Below are 22,449 nucleotides of genomic sequence, written 5' to 3'. Positions count from 1 at the left end.
CGTATTTGGTTTATATTTGGCTATGACCAGCTGAATCGAAATGGCGCCAATTTCTCCCCTCCCTATTCCGTTATGCGCTCAAAATAGCAATTAATCTCGTAAAAAATAAAAAAAGCCCCGACTTTCCGGGGCTTCATTCTTTTAATGAAATTCTGATTACAGTTTAAAACCGTAAGCCAGTCTCAGGCCAACCTGGCCAATATTGGCTCCGCTTTTTGGAAGACCTTCATACTTAACGCTTAAGTCAAGCCCATTGCTCCAGGCGTAACCAAGACTTGGTGAATAAAGGAACCTGGTACCGTCTGCATTGGTCACACCAAAAGCGGCACCGGCCTCTGCAGATCCGTAAGCACCAGATCCCGAATCATTCAAAAACACTTTGATACCCGCTTTAGCAGGAATGTAACCGAAGTCAGGCACATTATCTTTACCGAAGAAATGGGTATAACCTGTCGTTACAGGGATAGAGACTTGTTTTGACACATCGAACTGCAGACGAAGATCGCCACCAAGTGCAAAACCATGGCCGTCATTGGTCGGAATACCGCCGTTTAATCCTACACCCAGTTTGGTGGTCGATTGTGCATGGCTTTCTGTTGAGAAGAGTATCACTGCTACTGCTGCAGCGGCAGCGATCATTTTTGTCAATTTTTTCATTTGAGTTTTATATTAGTTTTCTGAGTTGCCGCGGTAAAGATTTTCCTTAACCGCTTGTGAGTTTTCACCGGCACCCCGGGTTGACTGACCTTTTCAAAAGACATGCCAATACAGCCCAGAATATGTACAAAAAGTGTCGTTCTGCTGTTTAAACACCAGATTATGAAGGATTTTAAGAGATTTCGATGCAAGCCCGACAAACGGCCGTCTGAGGTGTCAGGGTGTCGTCAATTGCAGACCGGCTGTAAGCAGGGCCCGGCTCACCAGGCTAAGCTGCGTCTGAATATCGAGCGTAGCGTCGATCCAGTTGATCGTAATGCCATCCTTCTCCATCTTCCGGAAAAAGGTCATTTGCCTTTTTGCAAACTGCCTGATGGCGAAGTTCAGCCCCTCCCGAAGCCCAGCCATATCAATGACGCCATCCAGGAAATCGGCGAGATACTTATACTCCAGACCGTAATGCCGGAGTTTTTCGGGATCCACGCCGGCTTTGGTCAGCTGAATGGCTTCAGCAATTAATCCCGCTTCCAGGCGTTCGTTCAGGCGGTTCTCAATGCGTTGCCAGCGTACATCACGCTCGAGCGCCAACCCAAAAACAATTGCCCGCAGTTCGGGAAGATCAATGGGCGGCAGATCATTCGACTGCAGGTACAGCGCCTTTTCCAGGGCACGGATGGTACGCTTACGGGTAGACGTATCGGCATGCAAGCGAAGAGCATGCGGCAGCTGCGCCAAACGTTCCTGTAATTCAGAAAGTGGAAGTTTTTCGAACATAGCCCGAAGGTCTTCATCGACAGGAATGCCCGGATCACGGTACCCTTTCAGCAAGGCATGGATGTAAAGACCGGTTCCGCCGCATAGAATAACTCGTTTTCCACGGGCGGTGATATCGCAGAACACCCGCGTAAAATCGGTCATATAACGGGATACATCATAGTTTTCGCCGGCTGGCAGGATGTCTATCAGGTGTACGGGAATGCGCGTGCCCCGAGTTACTTCATATTCGGCCAAATCTTTACCTGTGCCAATGTCCATGCCTTTGAATACCTGCCTGCTGTCGGCACTGATGATTTCGGCACCGGTTAGTTGGGCAAGTCGAACCGCAAGCCGCGTTTTGCCGGACGCGGTCGGACCAAGTACAACGATCAGGTTGGGAGCTGGCGCTTCAGACATGTAAGATATATTTAAGGCTTCCTGTATTGAAAACTTCATGCGGGCGCGTACCTGCCGTTTCAAGCGGGCGAACGCGCCGCCCCGCATCGAGCGCAAAGTACAGCGGTGCGGTCTCGCCGGCCAAAAGAAAACCGGTTTTCTGGTATCCCTGGCCAAGCGACCAGTCGCGGTCGGCATACGACATCACATCGTGCGCGCCAAGCTCGGCAACGGCATGCCGCAGCAGTTTACTCAAGCCTCCTGTTACCCGGCTACCCGATCGGTGCGCGAACCTGATCAGTTCGGCAGACAGGTGACCTTCTCCCCTGCTTGTCATGAGCCGCAGCGGGCCAAATGTCGCTACAGAAACCGGCGATCCTTCATGGAACAGGGCAAAGCGGTAGCGTGCACCTGCGTTGCCCTGCAAGTGATGTTCGTTTAGAAAACGAGCGGCCCCGGCTGCATCAAACGCCCGCGCAGTGGTTTGCCTGCCATGAATGCGCCGGTCATATCCGAGCAGTGACTGCAGACGGCCGACAACTTGTACAGGACGGTCTTCCCAGACATCGCGCCACAGCTGAACCAGCAAGAACCCGACGGCGGCATAACGCTGCTGCAGTTCGAGCAGTTGAACCGGTGCCGCACCGGTCTGAAAATCCACAAAATGTATGCTCAGCCTTTGGCGCGCAAACGTAGCAACGGGGAAAGGCCCGTCAAAAGTCAGGTTTACCGTCTGCGTGCCGCTGGTTCCGATTGCCTGCAGCACATCTTGCTGCCAGGTCAGACCCAATCGTTTTGCTTGAATTTCTTGAAACCAATGGCCAGCAGGTTTTCAACTTCATTAAGAAGGGTATCCTCCAGTTCAGTGATCTCAAAATGTCCGTCAGTTTTCTCGAGCGAGCCCAATGTAAGGCCGGCACCGGCTTCTCCGTCTTGCCCAGGCAGCTGGAAATGGAAGTCGACACGATCGCCGATTATGGTGACCGAAGCGAAGTGCAATTCATTCTGTTGCTGACCGGCCACCTCGGTTTTTTTCTCGCTCCAGAGTGTATAGGTAGCTTCGCTGTTCTCGCGAACAACGAAACCGAGTGCCGCATAGGGCTGAATTACTGCCCTGATGGTTTGAAATATTTCGACCGGATCTGTTTTCATGGTTTTTTATCTAAAAACGTTTGGTTGAGCAATTGGTTTTCACAAAACTATGTGCCTGGAGCCAGATTTTCCATGTCGCTGCCTACTTTTTGCCACCACGCTGTTGCAGGTGCCTCGGCCAATGTGAAAGTCTGCCCCGGCCTGGGCGTAAAAAGGCTCATCCCTTTCTGGCGGGCCTCGGCACTTACCCGTCTGATCGGATCGTCCCAGGCATGCATGGCCAGCGTGAACTTGGCCCAGTGAACAGGCATTAGCGCCGCCGCATTCAGGTCTTCGGCCGCCGCAACGGTTTCTTCAGGAAACATATGAATGTACGGCCAGAACGCATTGTACTGTCCGCATTCGAGCAGCGCAAGGTCAAACGGACCATAGGCACGGCCAATGTCTTTGAAGTGCGGTCCATAGCCAGAGTCGCCGCCAAGAAACAGCCGGTTGCAGACTGTATCCAGCACGAATGCCGACCAGGCTGTTTGGTTGCGTTTAAACAGTCGACCGGTAAAATGACGGGCAGGTACTGCCCGAAGCGAAAAACCGGAAAGGCTGATGGTCTCGTCCCAGGCCAGTTCATGGATACGGCCGGGATCAATTCCCCAGTGTTCCAGGTGCGCCCCTACACCTAGCGAACAAACGAAATGGGCTTTGCTGCTGCGCAGTTGTTTGATCACCTCGTAATCCAGGTGGTCGTAATGATCATGCGTGAGCAGCACCACATCAGGTTCTGGCAGCCGGGTGGTATCAATAAAGTCCATTCCATCGAAACGCCTGGTGCCAATGAAACTAAAAGGCGAAGTACGTTCGCTGAACACCGGATCAACTAGCAGGCAATGATTTTCAGATTGGATCAGGTAACTTGAATGCCCAAACCAGGTCAGGCGAAGTTCGTCACTGTTGCCGGATGACCACTGCGGAGCTGCCGGAATGATGGGGCCCGGGGGCCGCCGCCGCGGGTCGCCTTTCAAAAACGCACGGAGGATCGTAAACATGCTTACGCCCTCAGGCTGCATGGGCGTCGGCAGCAGGTTGTCTAAAGCACCTTTGCGGTAATTGGGCTGCGCCCTGATGCGTTCAAGCCGCCGGCCTGCGGGAAGCGCTCCAAAGACCGGCAGCTTCAGTATCCACCAAACAAGCCCTGCAAGCGCCAGGGAAACGAATAAGAAATAAATCATGCGTGAGAAAAAGGTATGCAAAGGTAGTCTTCGGCAGGCAGGTGTCAAAGCCTGCCGTGTTTTTAAACACCACCGATGTGCTGTTGGTAACAAAACTTAATCAAACCATTGTCCGGGCAAGGTTTTTGTTCAGCGCTAACGATGCCGCAAACTAAAAAAGTGATCCTTGCCGACGATGATCCGGGAATTCTGGATGCGGTCGGCCTTATACTCGAATACGAAGGGTACGAATTACACGCCACAGACAACGGCAACCAGGTTTTTCAGCTGGTTTGCCCCAATACGAATATTCTCCTGTTGGACATCTGGATGTCGGGATCAGACGGCAGGGACATTTGCAAGCAGCTAAAAAGCGATCAGCAAACCAAACACATACCAATCATTTTGTTTTCTGCGGGCGCCGAACTTGAAAGTTCTGCAAAAGCGGCCGGTGCAGATGATTTTATTCCCAAGCCTTTCGACATGATCGACCTGGTTAACCGCATCGAGCGGCTTACAAACAGCGCCGGTTCCGGTTCAGCCATGCAAAACCAGGTAGCCAGCTAAATAGCATATTTTACACCACGCTGCCCCCCCCCGTGATGTTACACCGGCAACCGGGCGTTCTGAATACGAACGGCATTAAGAATAGCGAGTAACGCAACGCCCACATCTGCAATAACGGCTTCCCAAAGGTCTGCCTGACCGCCTGCGCCCAGCACAAGTACCGCAACTTTTACAGCCATAGCCAAGATGATATTCTGCCAGACCACCGTGCGTGTCATGCGGCCAATACGTACCGCCCGCCAGATCTGCGATGGCCTGTCGTCCTGGATCACAACATCTGCAGTTTCGATGGCCGCATCGCTGCCAAGCCCGCCCATGGCCATACCCGCATCGGCCAGCGCAAGTACGGGGGCATCATTGATGCCGTCGCCGACAAAAACCACCGTTTTTCCCGATCGCTTCAACGTTTCCAGATGGGCGGTCTTGTCTTCAGGCAGCAGGTTGCCGAACGCGTTTTTAATTCCCAGCCGGCCCGCTACCTTATCTACAACACTTTGTTTATCTCCACTTAGCATATATGTTTCAATCCCCGCCCGGTGCAGGGCGGTCACCGCACCGGCGGCATCACTTTTCAGTCGGTCTGCGATGCGAATGTAACCCGAATAACGGTGGTTTTTGGCTACTACGACCAGTGTGTCAGTAATCTGGTCCAGCCCGGGCGGGTAGTCAATCCCGCAATCCAGTAACAATTGTGTGTTCCCTGCCATAACGGTTTCACCATTCACCAGTCCCGTCATTCCCCTACCCGGCCGTTCTTGGACAGCATCAACGGCAAGGGAAAGATCTGCGTCTGCTGCCGCCTGAACGATTGCCAGCGCCACGGGATGTATGGAATGGCGCTCTAAAGCTGCCGCCAGCGGCAGCAAGTCGCTTCCGTCTGCCGATACGGTTTCCTGTACAGCAAAAATGCCTTCAGTTAGTGTGCCCGTCTTGTCCATAACAACCACCCCGGTCCTGGCAAGGATGTCCAGGAAATTTGACCCTTTAAAAAGAAGACCATTCCTGGATGCCAGTCCAATGCCGCCGAAGTAACCAAGTGGGATAGACACAACCAGCGCACAGGGGCAACTGATGACCAGAAACACGAGTGCCCGGTAGAGCCATTCCCGGAAATCATAATCGCCCGAAAACAGGTACGGAACGGCGACCACGCACAAAGCAAGTGCAAAAACAATGGGCGTATAAATGCCTGCAAAGCGGGAAATAAACAACTGGGTGCGGGACTTGCGCGCCGTTGCCTCCTGAACGAGCTCCAGAATACGGCTCAATTTACTGTCCCTGAAAAGTGCGGTTACCTGAACCTCGGCAGGTGAGTTGCCGTTGACCATTCCTGCGAGCACGGTTTCCCCCTGCTGAAGGCGGCGTGGTTTGCTTTCGCCGGTCAGCGCAGCTGTATTGAAGCGGGCTTCTGCAGAAATGAGCTTTCCATCAAGAGCCACCTTTTCGCCGGCAAGAACCCGGATGGTCTCGCCGGGCTGTACTGCGACTGGTCTCACCTGGAGGGCCTGGCCGTTCCGGATCACCCTGACCGTATCTGGGCGCACGTCAAGCAGGGCTTTGATGCTCCTTTTTGCCCGTGCCACAGCGGCATCCTGGAACCATTCGCCGATGGAATAAAAGACCATGACGGCCAGGCCCTCGCTGTACGAACCGATTGCAAACGCACCGATCGTTGCCACCGACATCAGTACGAACTCATTGAAAAAATCGCCATGCAGCATTTTTCTGAATGCCAGCAAAAGCACATTCCATCCGGCAAGCAGGTAGGCGGGCAGGTAAATGGCCAGTTGCAAACCGGTGGCCAGAGGCCGCGAAGCAACATGCTGGTAAACGAGCATGGCCACCAGGATAATCAGCGCGGCTATAAGCCCGGCGTGGTGTTTCCAGGCTGCTGTACCGGCTGTTGCGTTGTCATGGCTGTGGCCATGGTCTCCATGATCATGGCTATTGCCGGGTTGTATAGGGTGGTGTTCGTTTGTCGTATCCATTAAGGGCTATTTTTTCCAAAGGTAGCTGTACATAACATGCAATGGAATTGCAAACTCAGCCGGCGCATACCTGGCACACACCACGAACCACCAGGTTTACCTCCTCTGGCTGGAAACCTACCGGCAGGGTAAATTCAGGAATCCGGCTACGCGGCAGGCAATATGTTTCCTGACAGTTGCGGCAAACGAAATGAACATGCACATCGTGGTGACCCTCCGGTCCACAGTCTGCCGCGCAGCAGGCATATTTGGTTACGCCAGACCCATCATCAATACCATGCACCAGGCCCTTGCTTTCGAATGTGCGCAAACTGCGGTAAATGGTAATCCGGTCTGCCGGTGCCAGCGCTTTTTCGAGGTCCGCAAGACTGAGCGCCGCCTGTTGGTCGAGCAGGTGATCAAGCACAATCATGCGCATGGCTGTCGGACTTACGTTGTGCGCCTTTAATAAGTCTTCTACATTTTTTTTCATCATCTGGACTGCAATGCAAAGGTACATGAAGATCAGGACGATGCGCAATTTGCCCACAGAAAAGCTATGCAATCCGGTTGCAAACTTTATGTTAGAATGGCCTTCGGAAAATCCCGCTGCGCCCCGGAACAGCGCCGAAGTCTTGCGGAGCGAGGTCAGACCGTCTTTACGTCATCATCCTCGTAATCACGGATATCGGTGATGTAACCGTTTGTGAGCAGGAAGTCGAACAGCGGCTTGGCATCTGGTGTAATGGGCATGTTAGCCGTGGTAATGACCTGGTTTGTCTTTTTATCCAGAAAAGGATAAGCGAAAAGCCGCACGTTGCGACTGAACATGTCGTTTACATAACTGAGCAGCTGGCCTGCGTAATTCTCGCCGAAATTAGTCGAATTAAATACAAACTTCAGGTTGTTGATGTTGGTGGTCAGACCTACGCTTTTTGCCCGGCAGCGGTCGAGGTATTTGGCCAGGCGGTTATGCCGCGTGAAATTTGACACCAGTACGAGGTTTCCCGTTTCACACATTTCTTCAGCCCGCCTGGCTACCGCTTCAAGATCAATATCATCGGGTGTCTCGTTTTCATCGGTAAGCACATTTGTTAACAGCACCTCGATCAATACCGCAAGGTTTTCCTGAGCCACCTGCTGGGTGCGTACAAACTGGTCTACCGCTTTATTCAGCATGCTGAAATTCGGTTTTGATTTCTGGCCGTATTTGGTACGAAGAATCATGACATCCTTCTTATACAAAAGGTCTTTTGCCTGCCGCGGATGCGCGTCTGCATCAAAGATTGCGGCAGTAGAAAAGTCTTTCATGATCAGGTAAAGGTTCAGCAGGATGTTGTTCACTTCTGGAAACGCCGGACCTTTTACAGAAATGAGGTCTATTTCAACAGAACCGATGGTCAGGTTATCTGCAAGCGATTCGATCATGGTTTTGGGGTCTCGGTTGTGATAGAATGCCGCGTAAACCAGGTTAACGCCGATAATTCCGAGCACCTTTTGCTGCATATACACGTCGGTATCCAGCAGCCTGACATGAAAAAATATCTCGTTCGGACTGCCGCCGGCCTCGGTCTGAAAACGGATGCCGATCCAGCCGTGCGGATCGTTGGTCCGTTTAAAATTTAATGTGGTTACAGTGTTGGCAAAAGCGAAAAAGGTTCGGGAATCATATTTTTCCCCGTTTAACCGTTCGGTGAGCAAACCAAACTCATGGTCAAGCATGCGTAACAAGCGGTTCTGGCTTACATAACGACCAGAGGCTTCTGCACCATAGATGGCATCGCTGAAAGTCATGTCGTAGGCAGACATTGTTTTTGCAACGGTACCCGACGCCGCGCCAGCGGTAAAAAAATTTCTGGCTACTTCCTGCCCTGCGCCGATCTCAGCAAATGTCCCGTAGATGTTTGGGTCCAGGTTAATTTTCAGGGCTTTTCTCTTCGTATCCAAAATTTCTCTTTCCATGCCGCAAAAGTAAAAAAATAAGGGTAATATGTTGCCACATTACCCTTTCAATCACACTAAATCTGCCTTTGTTTACAGCCCCGTTTTTGCGTGGTCAGTACCCGAGCAGCGGGTCAAATTCCCGGTTATGCCACTTCTATAGCGCGTTTTTGCGGCTTAACTTCTTGTTTCTTCGCGATCGTTACATGCAGTATACCATCTGTATACACCGCGTTGATCTGCTCGCTGTCAGCAATTTCCGGAAGGTTAAAAGAACGGGCGAATTCACTGTATTCGAACTCTTTCCGGCTGTAGTTTTTTACTTCCTGAGTCTGCTCCTGTTTGCGCGCCGCAGTAATGCTCAGTGTGTTGTCTTTCACCGCTACCTCAAAGTTTTCTTTTTTCAAACCGGGGGCTGCCAGATCAAGTCTAAAGTCGTGTTCTGTTTCGCTAATGTTAACCTGTGGCTGGCGCGCTACGCGGTCGGTCTTAATCATGGCGTCGCTAAACAAAGAATCAAAAACGTTGTTTAGGTATGGAACATGGTTGCGGGTCCTGTTGTTGAATTTTACTAATGTCATGGTGTTTATCTCCTGTATTTTTAAATATTCATCTGAATACCAGCTCCTGTTCAACTGCTGTACCAACAACTAAACCGGATGATATTTAAGACATTATGGCGTAAAAAGCCAAAATCTAATGACAAAGAGTCAGATTTACGCAACAGTTCCGACAGATTTAACTTCAAAACAGCTATAGAGACCCGGTTCTCAGATTACGATATGATGGGCCATGTGAATAACGCTACATATTTCACTTACCTGGAAAATGCCCGGGCTAAGTACTGGCGCGAGATCATCAAATGGGACTGGCAAAAAACCGGGATCGTACTGGCACATGCTGAACTCGACTTCATCAAACCCATTCAACTGAATGACCAGATCGGCATTTATGTTCGCACCTCGCGCATAGGCCGGAGCAGTTTTGAACTGGAATATAAGATCGTCAAGAATTCTGCACAGGGGGAACAACTGTGCAGCACCGGAAAAACAACCTGTATTGCCGTGAATTACCAGGATAAACGGCCAACGGCCATACCTGAAGACGAGCGTTCTCGCATGATCAATTTTGAACAGCTTTAATGCAGGGTTGGTGTACGAACGGGAAGACTGAAAAAGAAACTCGAGCCGCTCCCTTCTGTACTCTCTACCCACATCCTGCCACCCTCAGTACGGATAATTTGAGCAGAGATGTAAAGCCCAAGCCCGAGGCCAGGAAACGTGTGCTGCAGATCGCCGGCTACCCGGAAGAACTGTTCGAAAATACGTTCAGTGTGCTCAGGGGCTATGCCGATACCCTCATCGCGCACGCAAAGCACCACGTCATGACCAGCCAGCGTGGTACTAACACGAATCTCACTGCTTGCAGGAGAATACTTAATCGCGTTGTTAAGCAGGTTGGTCAGCACCTGCCGAATGCGTTCGCGGTCGGCATAAACCAGGGCGTCTGCCTGGTAATCTATTGAAATTTTGTGACCGTGCATGGTCAGGCTCAACTCATCAAGCATTTGAATAATGGCGCTGTCAAAGTTAAATTCCTCAGGATTAAAGCGCAGCCTGCCCGACTGGATCTTGTTCACATCGAGCAGGTCATTGATCAGCCCGGTTAGCCGGTCCAATTGTTTATCCATCTTGGCCACCATATCGGCCTTTCTAAGGTCGCCCTCACCCCGCAGTATCCGTTCCAGCACCTGGGTATATGCTTTGATACTTGTTACCGGTGTTTTCAGCTCGTGGCTGGCTACGCCCAGAAATTCATCCTTTTGCCGCTGTAACTGAACAAGCCGAGAAATATCGACCGCGGCATGAACAATTCCATACACCTTTTCATCCTTATCCTTGAGCGGCTTAAAAGTAAAATTAAACCAAAAAGGGCGCTTTTCCCCGTCAACCTCCAGCTCTACCTGCTGCTGGTCTGCATGGTACACGTGGCCGCTTTCGTAGACTTCCCGGAGCAGGGCGGAATAGGCGTGCCCGACCGCCTCGGGCAGTGCCTCGGCGAAATTTTTGCCGATCACCGACTCATCCTTCCCCCACATGTTCAGCATGGGCGCGTTTGCAAGCAGGATACGGGCTTCGGGACCTTCATACACCGCCGTAGCCAGCGGCACCTCGGCCAGCAGGCCCCTGAATCGCTGTTCGCTGGCTTCAAGCTGCATTTTCGTCTTAACCAGCTTGGTAACGTCTGTCGCGGTGTTTAATATGGCCCATACCTTTCCCGAATCGTTGAAAAGGGGCTTATAGGTGAAATCAAAATAAAAATAGCGAAGCGCCCCATCGACGGTAATGCCTACAAGGTCTTCGCGGGCTTCGTAAGCGATTCCCGTTTCAAATATCCCGCGGAGTATCGGCAAAAACGGTTGTCCTTCCAGTTCTGGCAAGGCATCGGCAAGCTTTTTCCCGATTTGCGGCTCGGTCCTGTTCCAGGCGCCGTGCATTGCCTTGTTTGCATACGTGATAACGAGTTCCAGCCCGGTATAGAGTGCTATGGGCATCGGCGACTCGTCAAACATGGTTTTCAGAATAGATATATTCTCTGTACTGTCGACAGTCATGGGTAATTCTAAAGCTTTTTACGGTCGCCATCTATGCGCGCTCGTCTTCCTCGTTCTGTTGTCAACAAATGTAAATACAATTTGTTCCTCTTAATAAATTTCATTCCGGGGGGTTGTCCGTAAACGACCCATGTAGCCTGAAAGCATCGTTTGCGGGCCGACACCAGCCTGTTCACTGTTGCGCTGTACCTGCAGCATCGTCGAAGATCTTACCCGGGTTTAAGATCCCATGAGGATCAAATGCTTTTTTTATTCCCCGGAGCAGGTTCATATGGATGTCTCCATACCGTAAAGGCATGTATGTTTTCTGAACCCAGCCAATGCCATGTTCGCCTGATATTGTGCCGCCAAGCGAAACAGTAAGCCTGAAAACTTCTGCAATGCCTGCAGGCAGCTTTTCCTTCCAGGCAGCCTCACTCATGTTTCCCCTGATGATATTAACGTGCAGGTTTCCGTCGCCGGCATGACCATAACATACGCTGTCAAAACCGTAGGTCCGTCCGATTTCCTTGATGCCGCTGATGAGTGACGGCAAGGCTGCACGTGGCACAACGGTGTCTTCCTCTTTATAAACAGAGTTTGATTTTACCGACTCTGGCATGGTGCGGCGAATGCGCCACAGCTCTTCCTTTTGAGCGGCCGTATCGGCAAGCAGGACGTCTGCACAGCCTGCCGCCTCGAGCACGGTATTCAGTCTTTCGCAGTCGGCGTACAGCAGGTCCATATTATCACCATCCAGTTCGATGAGCAAAAAAGCCTGCTGATCGGCACTCAGCTCCAGGGGCAGGTCATTGTATTCGCGCACCCAGTCCATGCCGCGGCGTTCCATGAACTCGAGCGCAGATGGCGTAAGCCCGGCCCGGAATACGGCAGAAACAGCCGCACAAGCCATTTCGTTGGTTTTGAAAGAAGCGAGCAGGACCACCTGGTGGGCAGGCAGCGGGACCAGCCTGACAACGATCTTGGTAATTACGGCCAGCGTTCCTTCAGAGCCGATCATGAGCTGGGTCAGGTCATAACCCGATGCGTACTTAAGTGTATTGGCGCCCGTCCAGATCACTTCGCCACCGGGCAACACAACTTCCAGGTTCAGGACATATTGCCGGATGGTTCCATACTTGACCACCCGGGGACCGCCAGAGCCATGTGCAACGTTACCCCCCAAAAAACATGACCCCTTACTTGAGGGGTCTACCGGGTAGTAAAGCCCCTGCGCCGCTGCGGCATCGATCAGGTGCTGGGTAATGACACCGGGTTCTGCAGTTGCCTGCAGGTTGTCGAGGTCAATATCTAAAATGCGGTTAAACCGTTTCATAGAAAGCAGCACACCGCCGTAAACTGGCAGGGCCGCGCCGCTCAGGCCCGTGCCTGCGCCACGCGGGGTTACCGGAATGCGGCGCTCCTGGCAGTAATGCAGCAATGCCGATACTTGTTCTACGTTCTCCGGAATCACCACCACTTCGGGCATAAAAGCCAGGTCTTCTGTCTCATCGCGGCCATAGGGCGCTACAGCTGCGGGGTCTTCAAGCACAGCACCATCGCCCACGATTTGCCTGATCGACCTGACGTCTGCCTCGGTAATCCGGTTAAACTCCATGCGCATCCCTGATGTATCTGATCTCAACTAAGGAGTGATCGATCTGCCCTGGCATGGGCGGGTGTTTTTTCCGGATGCTGACAGCCGCCTCCACGATGAACGGATACGCCGCCAGCAAACCATCAAGTATGTTCCTGATCACCGTTTCCAGTAGTTTTTGAACTGAAGACATTTCCTTTTGAATCAACATATTAATTACTTCGTAATTAACAGTCTGTTCAATATCATCTGTTGCCGCCGGTGCTTCGAAGAGGGCTTCGACGTCAGTAACGAAATGATTTCCGGTCAGCTGTTCTTCGGGGTAGTACCCGTGAAATGCGAAAGATTCAACACCGCGAAGGGCAACTTTCTGAAGATATGTTGGCATATATGAACTTGTTGGATCGTTCCTCAAACTTAGAAATAATTCGGCGTACAGGCTATGCCCTATGCTTCAAAACACTAAATTTACCGGTAAGCCGGCCTCGCGGGGCACGGCCTCAACGACAAACTGATATGAGCAAAAAGGACCTGTACGAATCACCGGATTATTACCTGCTTGACGAGCTGCTTTCAGCAGAACATAAATTAATCCGCGCCACTGCGCGCGAATGGGTTAAAAAGGAAGTGAGCCCGATCATTGAAGATTATGCACAGCGGGCCGAGTTTCCCGCGCAACTCATCGGCGGGCTTGCCGGCATCGGTGCCTTTGGTCCGACCATACCTGTCGAGTACGGCGGAGCCGGCCTGGATTACCTGGCCTATGGCATTCTGATGCAGGAGATTGAGCGGGGCGACTCAGGCATCCGCTCTGCAGCTTCGGTGCAGGGCAGCCTGGTCATGTACCCGATTTACGCCTACGGAACCGAAGAACAGAAGAAAAAATTCCTGCCGCGCCTGGCCTCGGGCGAACTCATGGGCTGTTTTGGCCTTACAGAGCCCGACCATGGATCCAATCCCGGCGGCATGGTGAGCAACATCCGCGAAGATGGCGACCATTATATTCTGAACGGGGCCAAAATGTGGATCAGCAATGCACCCTTCGCAGACATTGCCGTTGTCTGGGCTAAAGACGAGTCGGGAAAAATCAGGGGAATGATCGTGGAGCGCGGCATGGAAGGTTTCAGCACGCCCGAAACACACAACAAATGGAGCCTGCGTGCATCGGCCACCGGCGAACTCGTCTTTGACCAGGTACGCGTACCCAAAGCGAATGTTTTCCCGGAGATCAGGGGTTTGAAAGGACCGCTGGGCTGTCTGAACCAGGCACGCTACGGTATTGCCTGGGGTGCCCTGGGTGCTGCCATGGATTGTTATGACACCGCACTTCGCTACAGCCGGCAGCGGGAACAATTTGGCAAACCCATTGGCGGTTTTCAGCTGCAGCAAAAGAAACTTGCCGAAATGATCACTGAAATCACCAAGGCGCAACTGCTCGTCTGGCGCCTGGGCGTGCTGAAGTCTGAAGGCCGTGCTACCGCCGAACAAATATCGATGGCCAAGCGCAACAGTGTCGAGGTGGCCCTGGATGTAGCGCGAAACGCACGACAGATGCTCGGTGGCATGGGTATAACCGGCGAATACCCTGTGATGCGGCACATGATGAACCTCGAGTCTGTCGTTACGTACGAAGGCACCCATGACATCCATCTGCTGATTACGGGTATGGATGTGACCGGACTTAATGCATTTAAATAATTAAAATTCTTTTGAAAACGCTCTCATTTGGAACCGCAAGGCTGTTCCTGAAATCATCTTTGTTTCTGTTGTTCCTTTACATTTTAGCAGGAAGCGTTAATGCGCAGAAACAAGTTTACATTGAACGCGCAGCGCCCGGTTGGGTAACCAGCATTCGCCATCTGGCGGCAAAACCCGCTGCCGGGCAGATAGAAGACGGCTGGTATTATAGCATCTATGAAAAACAGGATCATGCCGAACTAAAGGCGCATTATACACGGTGTGTAAGGGAAATCAGTTCAGAAGCCGGTGTACAGAACGGCTCACAGCTCCGCATTTCATTCGATCCGGGTTACCAGCGTTTGGTATTTCATAAACTGGTCATCAGGCGTGGCAACCGGGAAATAGACCAGCTAAAGGCCTCGGCTTTCCGGGTGATACAGGACGAACAGGAACTGAGCCGTTTCATTTACAAGGGCGAGCATACGGCCATACGTATCCTGGAAGACGTGCGCAAAGGGGACCTGATTGACTACAGCTTTTCAATTGTTGGCGACAATCCGGTTTTTGCGGGGCATGTTGATGAGTGGATGTATTTTGAAGGGGAATCTGTTATTGCAAACATTTACTACTCCTTGCTTGCAGACAGCAGGCGCAAGATCAATATCAGGTCGTTTCATGCAACGCCGGCGCTGCACAAAGAACAACTGGGCACACTGAACAGGTACAGCTGGCAGACCAGCATGACCCGCACACACCAGACCGAAGACAACGAACCATCCTGGTTCAATCCGTACGCACGGGTTCAGCTTTCAGACTACCGCAGCTGGGCCGATGTTGTTAACTGGGCCCTTGCTTTGAACGGCCCCGATGCCGTACATACCCCCGCCCTCAAACGCAAGATAGAAGAATTGAAAGAGACCGCGGCTGGCGACCGCAACCGCTACCTTCAATTGGCCACGCGCTTTGTACAGGACGAGGTACGCTATATGGGCATGGAAATGGGCGAATTCAGCCACCGGCCAAACCGGCCTGAAAAGGTGCTGCTGCAACGGTATGGCGACTGCAAAGACAAATCACTCCTGCTTGTTCAGCTCCTCAAAGGAGTTGGCGTAGAAGCCTATCCGGCTTATATCAGTACCAGTAAACTGCTCGAAACCCGCAGCTGCCTGCCTTCGCCGGGTGTCTTCGACCATGTAGTTGTTGTGGTAAACCACCAGGGCAGGAAGATCTGGATCGATCCGACCATATCCCAGCAAAGGGGTGCATTCAGTGATACGCAGTTCCCTTATACCGCAAATGTATTGGTGATCCGCCCGGGCAACAACCGGCTGGAACGGGTCAACGCGGTAAATAAAGGCAAAACAGTATCAACACTCACTTTCAACCTGAACGATACCACAAATGCTGATCCCGCAACGCTCCGCGTGGTGACCATGTATACCGGTGCAGATGCCGACCGTTTCCGTGCAGAACTCGCGGAAAGTAACCGCGCTAAAATTCAGGAAAACTATGAAAAATATTACCGGGAATATTATCCCGGAGTCCAGATCAGGCTGCCCCTGGAAGTTGATGATACGGCAAACGACAACAAAATTACTACAGTCGAGCTGTATGACATCAAAGATTTCTGGGCGAAACGCGAACCAGGAAAGATCATTCCTCATGCGTACATCTACAGCGACCTGACCAGTGGCCGCCTGCCCGAGATAAAAAATCTGAAAAGGAAATCGCCGCTGGCGTTCGCTGGTATCAGTAACCATGAACAGAACATTGAATTGTACCTTCCCATGAGCTGGCCCACCATTCAGGCAGCCGACAGCATTGCCGGTAATGGTTATCGTTTCTCAGTAAGCGTGAAGGGCGAAAATGATTTTTTCACCGTCCGGTACCGCTTTCAAACGACTAAAGATGCCCTTCAGCGTTCGAATTTTGCGGGTTACAAGGCAGACTATAAAAAGATAACAGACCTGTCAAATTTCTATATCACCTGGGACGGCAGCAAACGTCTGGCGAGTTTTTATGGCTGGCACGACGAGTCGGCAGATACGCTTTCTACCCCGTCTTACACCAACGTGATTTTTATCGCTGCGCTGGTCTGTACCATGGCTTTCGCTGCCCTGCTGCTCTGGATCTACAGGCGACCGGGCGGTTTTAACATTGAAAAGATCGAATCGGCCAGGCCTATTCGCGGCTGGCTGCTCCTGGCCGGGCTTGGCATCGTGGTTAACCCGATAAAAATTGCGGCGCAGATCTGGCGTACCGGTTATTTCGACGCTGAAAGATGGCCGGAATTGGCCTCTAACAAGGGACTGGTGATGCTGACCGCCGGCGAGCTTGTGTTCAACCTGATAATGTTCATTGCAGGCATTTACCTCGCTTTTGCCTTCTTTAACCGGCGGGATATTTTTCCACGAAGCATTATTACCTACCTTTGCACCACTGGCGTGCTCTATATTGCCGACAATTTATTGGCAGATTCGCTTGTGGGAGAACACGCGCTGGCCCATACGCAAAGTCCAAATGAGGCGGTGCTGATGGTACAGGTCGTGGTCACTATCTTGTGGGTATTGTATTATATCAATTCGTACCGGGTCAAGGAAACCTTTGTTTTCCCGTTTGACACTTACGGGTGGCGAATGGCGTTACTCAGAAGACAAATGGACCGACCCCTGCTGCCCACCCAACCGCCTGAGCCCGCAGAGCAAAAACATGAACATGAAGAAGTATGAAAGACTATAAGAAATATACGTATTTACCCGTACCTCCTGAAGAAGTTTATCTTGCGTTAACCAAAGACCTGAGCATCAAGTTATGGACTGGTGCCGAAGTTGTATTTCAGGAAATACCGGGAACCGATTTTTCGCTCTGGGACGGAGATATTGTTGGTAAAAACATCACCTTCGAACCCTATAAAAAAATTGTCCAGGAATGGTATTTCGGAGAGGAAAACGAACCTTCTGTCGTCACCATCAAACTGCATCCTGATAAAAAAGGAACCTCAATGGAGTGGTTTCAGACCAACATACCTGATGCCGACTTTGACGAGTTTACGGGTGGTCTTAGGGACCATTATTTTGCGGGCCTGATCGATTTCTTTGACGAGTAAACAAAAAAGTGCATTGGTTCGTTGTAATTGTCCCGGAATGGTCCGGGGCTTAATCTGGCGAAACATATGGCAAGAACCATTGGCTTAATTATGATCATAGCCGGCGCACTGATGCTGGTCTGGACCGGATTTACATACACAAAAAAAGAAAAGATTGTCGATGCTGGTCCGCTGCAGATCTCGGCAGACAGGGAGAAAACGGTTAACTGGCCACCGTATGCAGGGGGCATTATCCTGGTAGCCGGCATTGCGGTTTTCGCACTGGCAAGGAAAGGCCGGGCATAGCGTACAAAGCGCCCCGGCAGCGTATTCGCGGCCGGGGCGCTGTATGGCTATCGAAAACTACGATTCTGAATACAAGGCGGGTGCACGTTCACGCAGGTTGTATCCCGAGGCCAGCACTTCGCCATAGGCACCGGCGCTTCTGATGGCGAAAAGATCGCCGCGTGCGGTTTCGGGTAACTCCAGTTCTTTTGCAAAACAGTCGGTGCTTTCGCAGATCGGACCAACCACATCATACCGCAGGGCTGCTGCCTTACCGGCCTTGCTCAGGTTCTCGATCTGATGATAAGCCTGATAAAGGGCCGGCCGCATGAGTTCGGTCATGCCGGCATCAAGGACTACAAAGTTCTTTTTCTTTCCGTTCTTCACGTACAGGACACGGCTAAGCAGCGAGGCACATTGCCCCACCAATGCCCTGCCCAATTCAAAATGAACTTCCTGGTATGATTTTACTTCCAAAAACTCGTTAAATACCTGGAAATAAGAACTGAAATCAGGGATCTGCGCATCTGGATTGTGGTAGTCAATTCCGAGACCGCCGCCCACATTCAGCACCCGCACGACAAAGCCTTTGTCTTCAAACCAGGCTGCAAATTCATTTACCCGCGTACAGAGGTTCCTGAACACTTCCAGGCTGGTAATCTGCGACCCGATGTGAAAGTGAATGCCCACAAATTCGAGATTTTCAGCGTCTTTCAGCGCCTGTACACAGGCGGGCAAATCCCATGAGTTTACACCAAATTTATTTTCGTCCAGTCCGGTGGTGATATTGTGGTGCGTATGCGCATCCACGTTTGGATTAATCCGGATGGCCACCCGCGCCTTCTTGCCCCGGCTGGCTGCCAGGTCATTGATGATGCCCAGTTCCTGGACCGATTCTACATTGAAGCAGAAAATATCGGCATCGAGTGCCTGGTTAATTTCACGGTCAGATTTGCCAACGCCGGCAAATACGATTTTACCGGCCCTAAAGCCCAGCTCGACTGCCCGCTGCACCTCGCCAATGCTGACGCAATCTGCGCCGAAGCCTTTTTCTTTAATGGCATTCAATACCACCGGATTAAAATTTGCCTTGAGTGCATAATGCACATGGTAATTATACATTGCCGCAGCTGAGGCACAAGCGCTTAAGGTTTGCTGCAGCAATGTGAGATCATAATAATAGAATGGCGTTTCGATGTTTGCGAACCGCTCGATATCTTTGCCTGTAAACATATCCTGATGTTTCGGTTTATTGTAGTATTTCTTGTTGTATCTATGGCGCTGCTTTACCTGGGTAATTACCTGGATTACAGACAAAAACGCATTACACGAAAAGAGTTTGACCGGAAGATCAGGGTATTTATCTTTCTTGGCCTGGTACTGATCGTGGTTTGCAGGCTTTTATTCAAATAACCTGTTGTGAAGGCTGCGCAGTGCTTCTGTTTTGTCTGCCGTACGAATGAGCAGTGAAACGTTGTAATTGCTGCCTCCGTAAGAAATCATCCTGATCGGGATATGTTTGATCGCCTCGAATACCCGGGCAACAAAGCCGTGTTTATCTGCTCCGAAATCGCCAACGACGCAAACGATCGTGTGCTGTTCGTCTATTTCAACAGTTCCGAAATCCTGCAGCTCTTTGGTTATGCTCGGCAGTTGTGTTGTTTCGTCGATAGTCAGCGAAACTGCCACTTCTGAGGTGGTGATCATATCGATCGGCGTTTTGTACCGTTCAAAGACTTCGAACACCCGCCTCAGGAAACCGTACGCCAGCAGCATCCGGCTGGACTGGATGCGAATCGCGGTAATTCCGTCCTTGGCCGCAATGGACTTGATTTTCCCTTTTTCACTGTCGTGGGTAATCAGCGTACCGGCCGCCTGGGGTTCCATGGTGTTGAGCAGGCGAACGGGAATCTTGTATTTCTGAGCGGGGAACACCGACTGGGGGTGCAGGATCTTGGCGCCGAAATAAGCAAGCTCGGCAGCTTCATCAAACGAAAGTTGCGCAATGGGCCGCGTTCCTTTCACAATTCGCGGATCATTGTTGTGCATGCCGTCAATATCGGTCCAGATCTGAACCTCTTCTGCCATGATGGCCGCCCCGATCAATGAAGCGGTATAATCGCTGCCACCCCGGCGCAGGTTATCAACCTCGCCAAAGCTGTTGCGGCAAATATAACCCTGTGTAATGAACAGTTTGTTGTCAGGACGTGCATCAATAAGCGGCTTCAGGTGTTTTGATGAAAACGGAATGTCCGGTTCATTGTCTTCATCTGTTTTCATAAAGTCGAGCGCAGGCAGCAATACCGAAGGCACTTTGATCGACTTCAGATAAATATGATACAGGCTGGTTGAAAGCAACTCGCCCTGCGCCAAGACAACTTTCTCCTCGATGGACGTAAAAAGGTCACTGGCAAAACCTTTCAACAAGCCAAAATGATGGTCTATCACTTCCATCCCCTGTTCCTGAAAAAAAGCTTCTGGAAGCAGGTCGGCTACAAAGTCTTTATATTTTTGATACAGGTTATCAACACATTCGCTACCCTTCTTCTTGTCTCCAGCTAAAAAATGATTCGCAATTTCTACCAGGCTGTTCGTGGTTCCGGCAACCGCCGAAAGCACCACGATCTGTTCTTCGTTGGGGTTGATGATGTCCAGCAATCGCCGCATGCGCTCAGGACTACCAACAGAGGTACCCCCAAATTTTAATACTTTCATTTTTCTTTGAATAGCTAATTTTACTAATATTGTATCGGGGCGTGAAAATAGGGAAAAGCCCCGTAATTTCTGCCTGTTCGGCAAAATATTATACTGGCAAATAGATTTTTACCCCACCAAAACATGATAATGTTTTCCCTGTTTACAATAGACTTTAATTTAGAACAAACCATATGGCTTTAGAACAAAATGTACAAGAGGGGATCGATCAGTGGCTGCAGGGAAATTATGATGAAGAAACAAAACAGCAGATTCGCGGGTTAATCGATGCGAACGCAGAGACCGAACTCACCGACTCTTTTTACAAAAGCCTGGAATTCGGGACCGGGGGGCTCAGGGGCATTATGGGGCCTGGTTCCAACCGCATAAACAAATACACGATCGGCACGGCTACCCAGGGCCTGTGCAATTATCTGTTGTCGAAATATCCGGGCCAGCGCATCAGCGTGGCCATTGCTCACGACAGCCGCAACAATTCTGATTACTTTGCAAAAATCACAGCCGACGTTTTCTCGGCTAACGGCATTTTCGTCTATTTTTTCAGCGAACTTCGCCCTACTCCCGAACTTTCTTTCGCCATCAGGCAATTGGGCTGCAAAAGCGGCGTCATGCTTACCGCATCACACAATCCTAAAGAATACAACGGTTACAAAGCCTACGGCCCGGACGGTGGGCAGTTCACATCGCCAGATGACAAGCTGGTCATTGCCGAGGTGAACAAGATCGGCAGCATTGATGAGGTTCGTTTTGAGCGGGTAGATGAGAACATCCAGTTCATCCTGGAAGATATCGACAACCGCTATCTGGATGCAATTACCGCCCTTTCGGTATCGCCCGAGGCCATTGGCCGGCAAAAAGAACTCAAGATCGTTTATTCGCCGATTCACGGTACGGGTATCACTTTGGTCCCCAAGGCATTGTCCCGGTTTGGATTTACCAATGTTCATGTGGTTGAAGAGCAAAGTCAGCCAGATGGCAACTTCCCGACTGTGGTTTACCCGAACCCGGAAGAAAAGGAGGCGATGACCCTGGCGCTGCGTAAAGCTGCAGAAATAGATGCTGACCTCGTTCTGGCCACCGACCCCGATGCTGACCGCGTGGGTATTGCCGTAAAAAATCTGGAAGGTGAGTTTGTGCTGCTGAACGGCAATCAGACCGGCAGCCTGCTGATCAATTACCTGCTTAGCGCCTGGGAAGAAAAAGGTAAACTGGATGGTAACCAATATATTGTCAAAACCATCGTAACTTCCAACCTGATTGAAGCAATCGCTTCGAAAAAACAGGTAAAATACTACAACACCCTTACCGGCTTTAAATACATTGGCCAGCTAATGACCGAACTGGAAGGCAAAGCTTACTTTATCGGCGGCGGCGAGGAAAGCTATGGTTACCTGGTGGGCGACCTGGTGCGCGACAAGGATGCCGTTGTTTCTGCTGCCTTTATAGCAGAAATGACAGCCTTTTACAAGGACAAAGGCAGCAGCCTGTTCGAGGCCCTGATCGGTATGTATGAGGAGTATGGTTTTTACAAAGAAGAGCTTGTATCGATAACGAAAAAAGGCAAGTCTGGTGCCGAAGAAATCAAGGCACTGATGGAAAAATTCAGAAACAACCCTCCGGCCACGCTTGGCGGCTCAGCGGTGTTGACACTGAAAGACTATGAACAGGGTATTGAAACTGATCTGCAGACCAAGACAACCAGGCAGCTCGAGCTACCCAAGTCTGATGTACTGCAGTTCATCACTGAGGACGGAAGCATCGTTTCTGCCCGGCCCTCTGGTACCGAACCTAAAATCAAGTTTTACTGCAGCGTAAATACGTCGCTTCCAGACAGTACGGCATTTGCCGCAACAGACCGGCAGCTCAGCGAAAAAATAGACTCGGTCATGAAAGACCTGGGTGTTTAACAGAAA

General features: G+C 51.0%; 22 protein-coding genes. 8 read left to right on the top strand and 14 right to left on the bottom strand.

Annotation, left to right across the window (positions count from 1 at the left end; all coding sequences use genetic code 11):
- Nucleotides 1–156 precede the first annotated feature (156 nt).
- The 5 genes from C7T94_RS09890 to C7T94_RS09870 all read right to left on the bottom strand — a co-directional run bounded on the left by C7T94_RS09890 (nt 157) and on the right by C7T94_RS09870 (nt 4,127).
- Nucleotides 157–657 (bottom strand): hypothetical protein, encoded by a 501-nt coding sequence (locus tag C7T94_RS09890; RefSeq protein ID WP_107215189.1) that lies wholly within the window; start codon nt 655–657, stop codon nt 157–159.
- 216 nt (nt 658–873) lie between these two features.
- Complete coding sequence (gene miaA / locus C7T94_RS09885) at nt 874–1,830, bottom strand: tRNA (adenosine(37)-N6)-dimethylallyltransferase MiaA (RefSeq protein WP_107215188.1); 957 nt, start codon at nt 1,828–1,830, stop codon at nt 874–876.
- Nucleotides 1,823–2,599 carry a hypothetical protein gene (locus tag C7T94_RS09880; protein ID WP_107215187.1) on the bottom strand — a complete coding sequence of 259 codons (777 nt, stop codon included), beginning with the start codon at nt 2,597–2,599 and terminating at the stop codon, nt 1,823–1,825. Before C7T94_RS09880 ends, miaA begins: the two co-directional genes overlap by 8 nt.
- Nucleotides 2,590–2,961: a hypothetical protein gene (locus C7T94_RS09875; protein ID WP_107215186.1), complete on the bottom strand. Its 372-nt coding sequence runs from the start codon at nt 2,959–2,961 to the stop codon at nt 2,590–2,592. Before C7T94_RS09875 ends, C7T94_RS09880 begins: the two co-directional genes overlap by 10 nt.
- 47 nt (nt 2,962–3,008) lie before the next feature.
- Nucleotides 3,009–4,127, bottom strand: a complete 1,119-nt coding sequence (locus C7T94_RS09870; protein ID WP_107215185.1) for an MBL fold metallo-hydrolase — start codon at nt 4,125–4,127, stop codon at nt 3,009–3,011.
- A 141-nt stretch (nt 4,128–4,268) separates the two neighbouring features.
- Here C7T94_RS09870 and C7T94_RS09865 point away from each other — a divergent pair, with 141 nt between their 5' ends.
- On the top strand, nt 4,269–4,673 hold the full coding sequence (locus tag C7T94_RS09865; RefSeq protein WP_107215184.1) for a response regulator: 405 nt from the start codon (nt 4,269–4,271) through the stop codon (nt 4,671–4,673).
- 38 nt (nt 4,674–4,711) lie between these two features.
- On the opposite strand, the gene C7T94_RS09860 is transcribed toward C7T94_RS09865, so the two are convergent.
- The 4 genes from C7T94_RS09860 to C7T94_RS09845 all read right to left on the bottom strand — a co-directional run bounded on the left by C7T94_RS09860 (nt 4,712) and on the right by C7T94_RS09845 (nt 9,162).
- Nucleotides 4,712–6,661: a heavy metal translocating P-type ATPase gene (locus tag C7T94_RS09860; protein WP_107215183.1), complete on the bottom strand. Its 1,950-nt coding sequence runs from the start codon at nt 6,659–6,661 to the stop codon at nt 4,712–4,714.
- Between the two features lie 55 nt (nt 6,662–6,716).
- Nucleotides 6,717–7,205 (bottom strand): Fur family transcriptional regulator, encoded by a 489-nt coding sequence (locus tag C7T94_RS09855; RefSeq protein ID WP_239494977.1) that lies wholly within the window; start codon nt 7,203–7,205, stop codon nt 6,717–6,719.
- Nucleotides 7,206–7,288: 83 nt separating this feature from the next.
- Complete coding sequence (locus tag C7T94_RS09850; RefSeq protein WP_107215182.1) at nt 7,289–8,602, bottom strand: nicotinamide mononucleotide adenylyltransferase; 1,314 nt, start codon at nt 8,600–8,602, stop codon at nt 7,289–7,291.
- A 125-nt stretch (nt 8,603–8,727) separates the two neighbouring features.
- Complete coding sequence (locus C7T94_RS09845) at nt 8,728–9,162, bottom strand: Hsp20/alpha crystallin family protein (protein ID WP_107216047.1); 435 nt, start codon at nt 9,160–9,162, stop codon at nt 8,728–8,730.
- 78 nt (nt 9,163–9,240) lie between these two features.
- Here C7T94_RS09845 and C7T94_RS09840 point away from each other — a divergent pair, with 78 nt between their 5' ends.
- Complete coding sequence (locus C7T94_RS09840) at nt 9,241–9,723, top strand: acyl-CoA thioesterase (protein WP_107215181.1); 483 nt, start codon at nt 9,241–9,243, stop codon at nt 9,721–9,723.
- On the opposite strand, the gene C7T94_RS09835 is transcribed toward C7T94_RS09840, so the two are convergent.
- The 3 genes from C7T94_RS09835 to folB form a co-directional block, all read right to left on the bottom strand.
- The gene (locus tag C7T94_RS09835) at nt 9,720–11,195 is read right to left on the bottom strand and encodes an ATP-binding protein (RefSeq protein ID WP_107215180.1); all 1,476 of its coding nucleotides are present in this window, start codon (nt 11,193–11,195) and stop codon (nt 9,720–9,722) included. The genes C7T94_RS09840 and C7T94_RS09835 overlap by 4 nt on opposite strands.
- Before the next feature lie 172 nt (nt 11,196–11,367).
- The gene (locus C7T94_RS09830) at nt 11,368–12,819 is read right to left on the bottom strand and encodes an FAD-binding oxidoreductase (RefSeq protein ID WP_239494976.1); all 1,452 of its coding nucleotides are present in this window, start codon (nt 12,817–12,819) and stop codon (nt 11,368–11,370) included.
- Nucleotides 12,782–13,159, bottom strand: coding sequence for a dihydroneopterin aldolase (gene folB / locus C7T94_RS09825; RefSeq protein WP_107215178.1), 378 nt, complete (start codon nt 13,157–13,159; stop codon nt 12,782–12,784). Before folB ends, C7T94_RS09830 begins: the two co-directional genes overlap by 38 nt.
- Before the next feature lie 128 nt (nt 13,160–13,287).
- Here folB and C7T94_RS09820 point away from each other — a divergent pair, with 128 nt between their 5' ends.
- The 4 genes from C7T94_RS09820 to C7T94_RS09805 all read left to right on the top strand — a co-directional run bounded on the left by C7T94_RS09820 (nt 13,288) and on the right by C7T94_RS09805 (nt 17,842).
- Complete coding sequence (locus tag C7T94_RS09820) at nt 13,288–14,469, top strand: acyl-CoA dehydrogenase family protein (RefSeq protein WP_107215177.1); 1,182 nt, start codon at nt 13,288–13,290, stop codon at nt 14,467–14,469.
- 11 nt (nt 14,470–14,480) lie between these two features.
- Complete coding sequence (locus C7T94_RS09815; RefSeq protein ID WP_107215176.1) at nt 14,481–17,180, top strand: DUF3857 domain-containing protein; 2,700 nt, start codon at nt 14,481–14,483, stop codon at nt 17,178–17,180.
- Entirely contained in the window at nt 17,177–17,557 is a 381-nt protein-coding gene (locus C7T94_RS09810; RefSeq protein WP_107215175.1) for an SRPBCC domain-containing protein, read from the top strand. Before C7T94_RS09815 ends, C7T94_RS09810 begins: the two co-directional genes overlap by 4 nt.
- Before the next feature lie 66 nt (nt 17,558–17,623).
- A complete protein-coding gene (locus C7T94_RS09805; RefSeq protein ID WP_107215174.1) occupies nt 17,624–17,842 on the top strand; it encodes a hypothetical protein in 219 nt (72 codons plus the stop codon).
- Nucleotides 17,843–17,899: 57 nt separating this feature from the next.
- Here the strand turns inward: C7T94_RS09805 and lysA are convergent, their stop codons facing one another.
- The gene (lysA, locus tag C7T94_RS09800; RefSeq protein ID WP_107215173.1) at nt 17,900–19,054 is read right to left on the bottom strand and encodes a diaminopimelate decarboxylase; all 1,155 of its coding nucleotides are present in this window, start codon (nt 19,052–19,054) and stop codon (nt 17,900–17,902) included.
- Nucleotides 19,055–19,060: 6 nt separating this feature from the next.
- On the opposite strand from lysA, the gene C7T94_RS19350 reads away from it, so the two are divergent.
- Complete coding sequence (locus tag C7T94_RS19350) at nt 19,061–19,234, top strand: hypothetical protein (protein ID WP_162618642.1); 174 nt, start codon at nt 19,061–19,063, stop codon at nt 19,232–19,234.
- Here C7T94_RS19350 and C7T94_RS09795 read toward each other — a convergent pair.
- Nucleotides 19,223–20,536, bottom strand: a complete 1,314-nt coding sequence (locus C7T94_RS09795; protein ID WP_107215172.1) for an aspartate kinase — start codon at nt 20,534–20,536, stop codon at nt 19,223–19,225. The genes C7T94_RS19350 and C7T94_RS09795 overlap by 12 nt on opposite strands.
- A 173-nt stretch (nt 20,537–20,709) precedes the next feature.
- Between C7T94_RS09795 and C7T94_RS09790 the strand changes: the two genes are divergently transcribed.
- Nucleotides 20,710–22,443, top strand: a complete 1,734-nt coding sequence (locus C7T94_RS09790) for a phospho-sugar mutase (RefSeq protein ID WP_107215171.1) — start codon at nt 20,710–20,712, stop codon at nt 22,441–22,443.
- Nucleotides 22,444–22,449 lie beyond the last annotated feature (6 nt).

Source organism: Pedobacter yulinensis, assembly GCF_003029735.1.
In the GTDB taxonomy this organism is placed as follows: Bacteria; Bacteroidota; Bacteroidia; order Sphingobacteriales; family Sphingobacteriaceae; genus Pedobacter; species Pedobacter yulinensis.
Note: the sequence above shows the minus strand (reverse complement) of the source record. Positions and strands in the feature narration are given on the sequence as shown.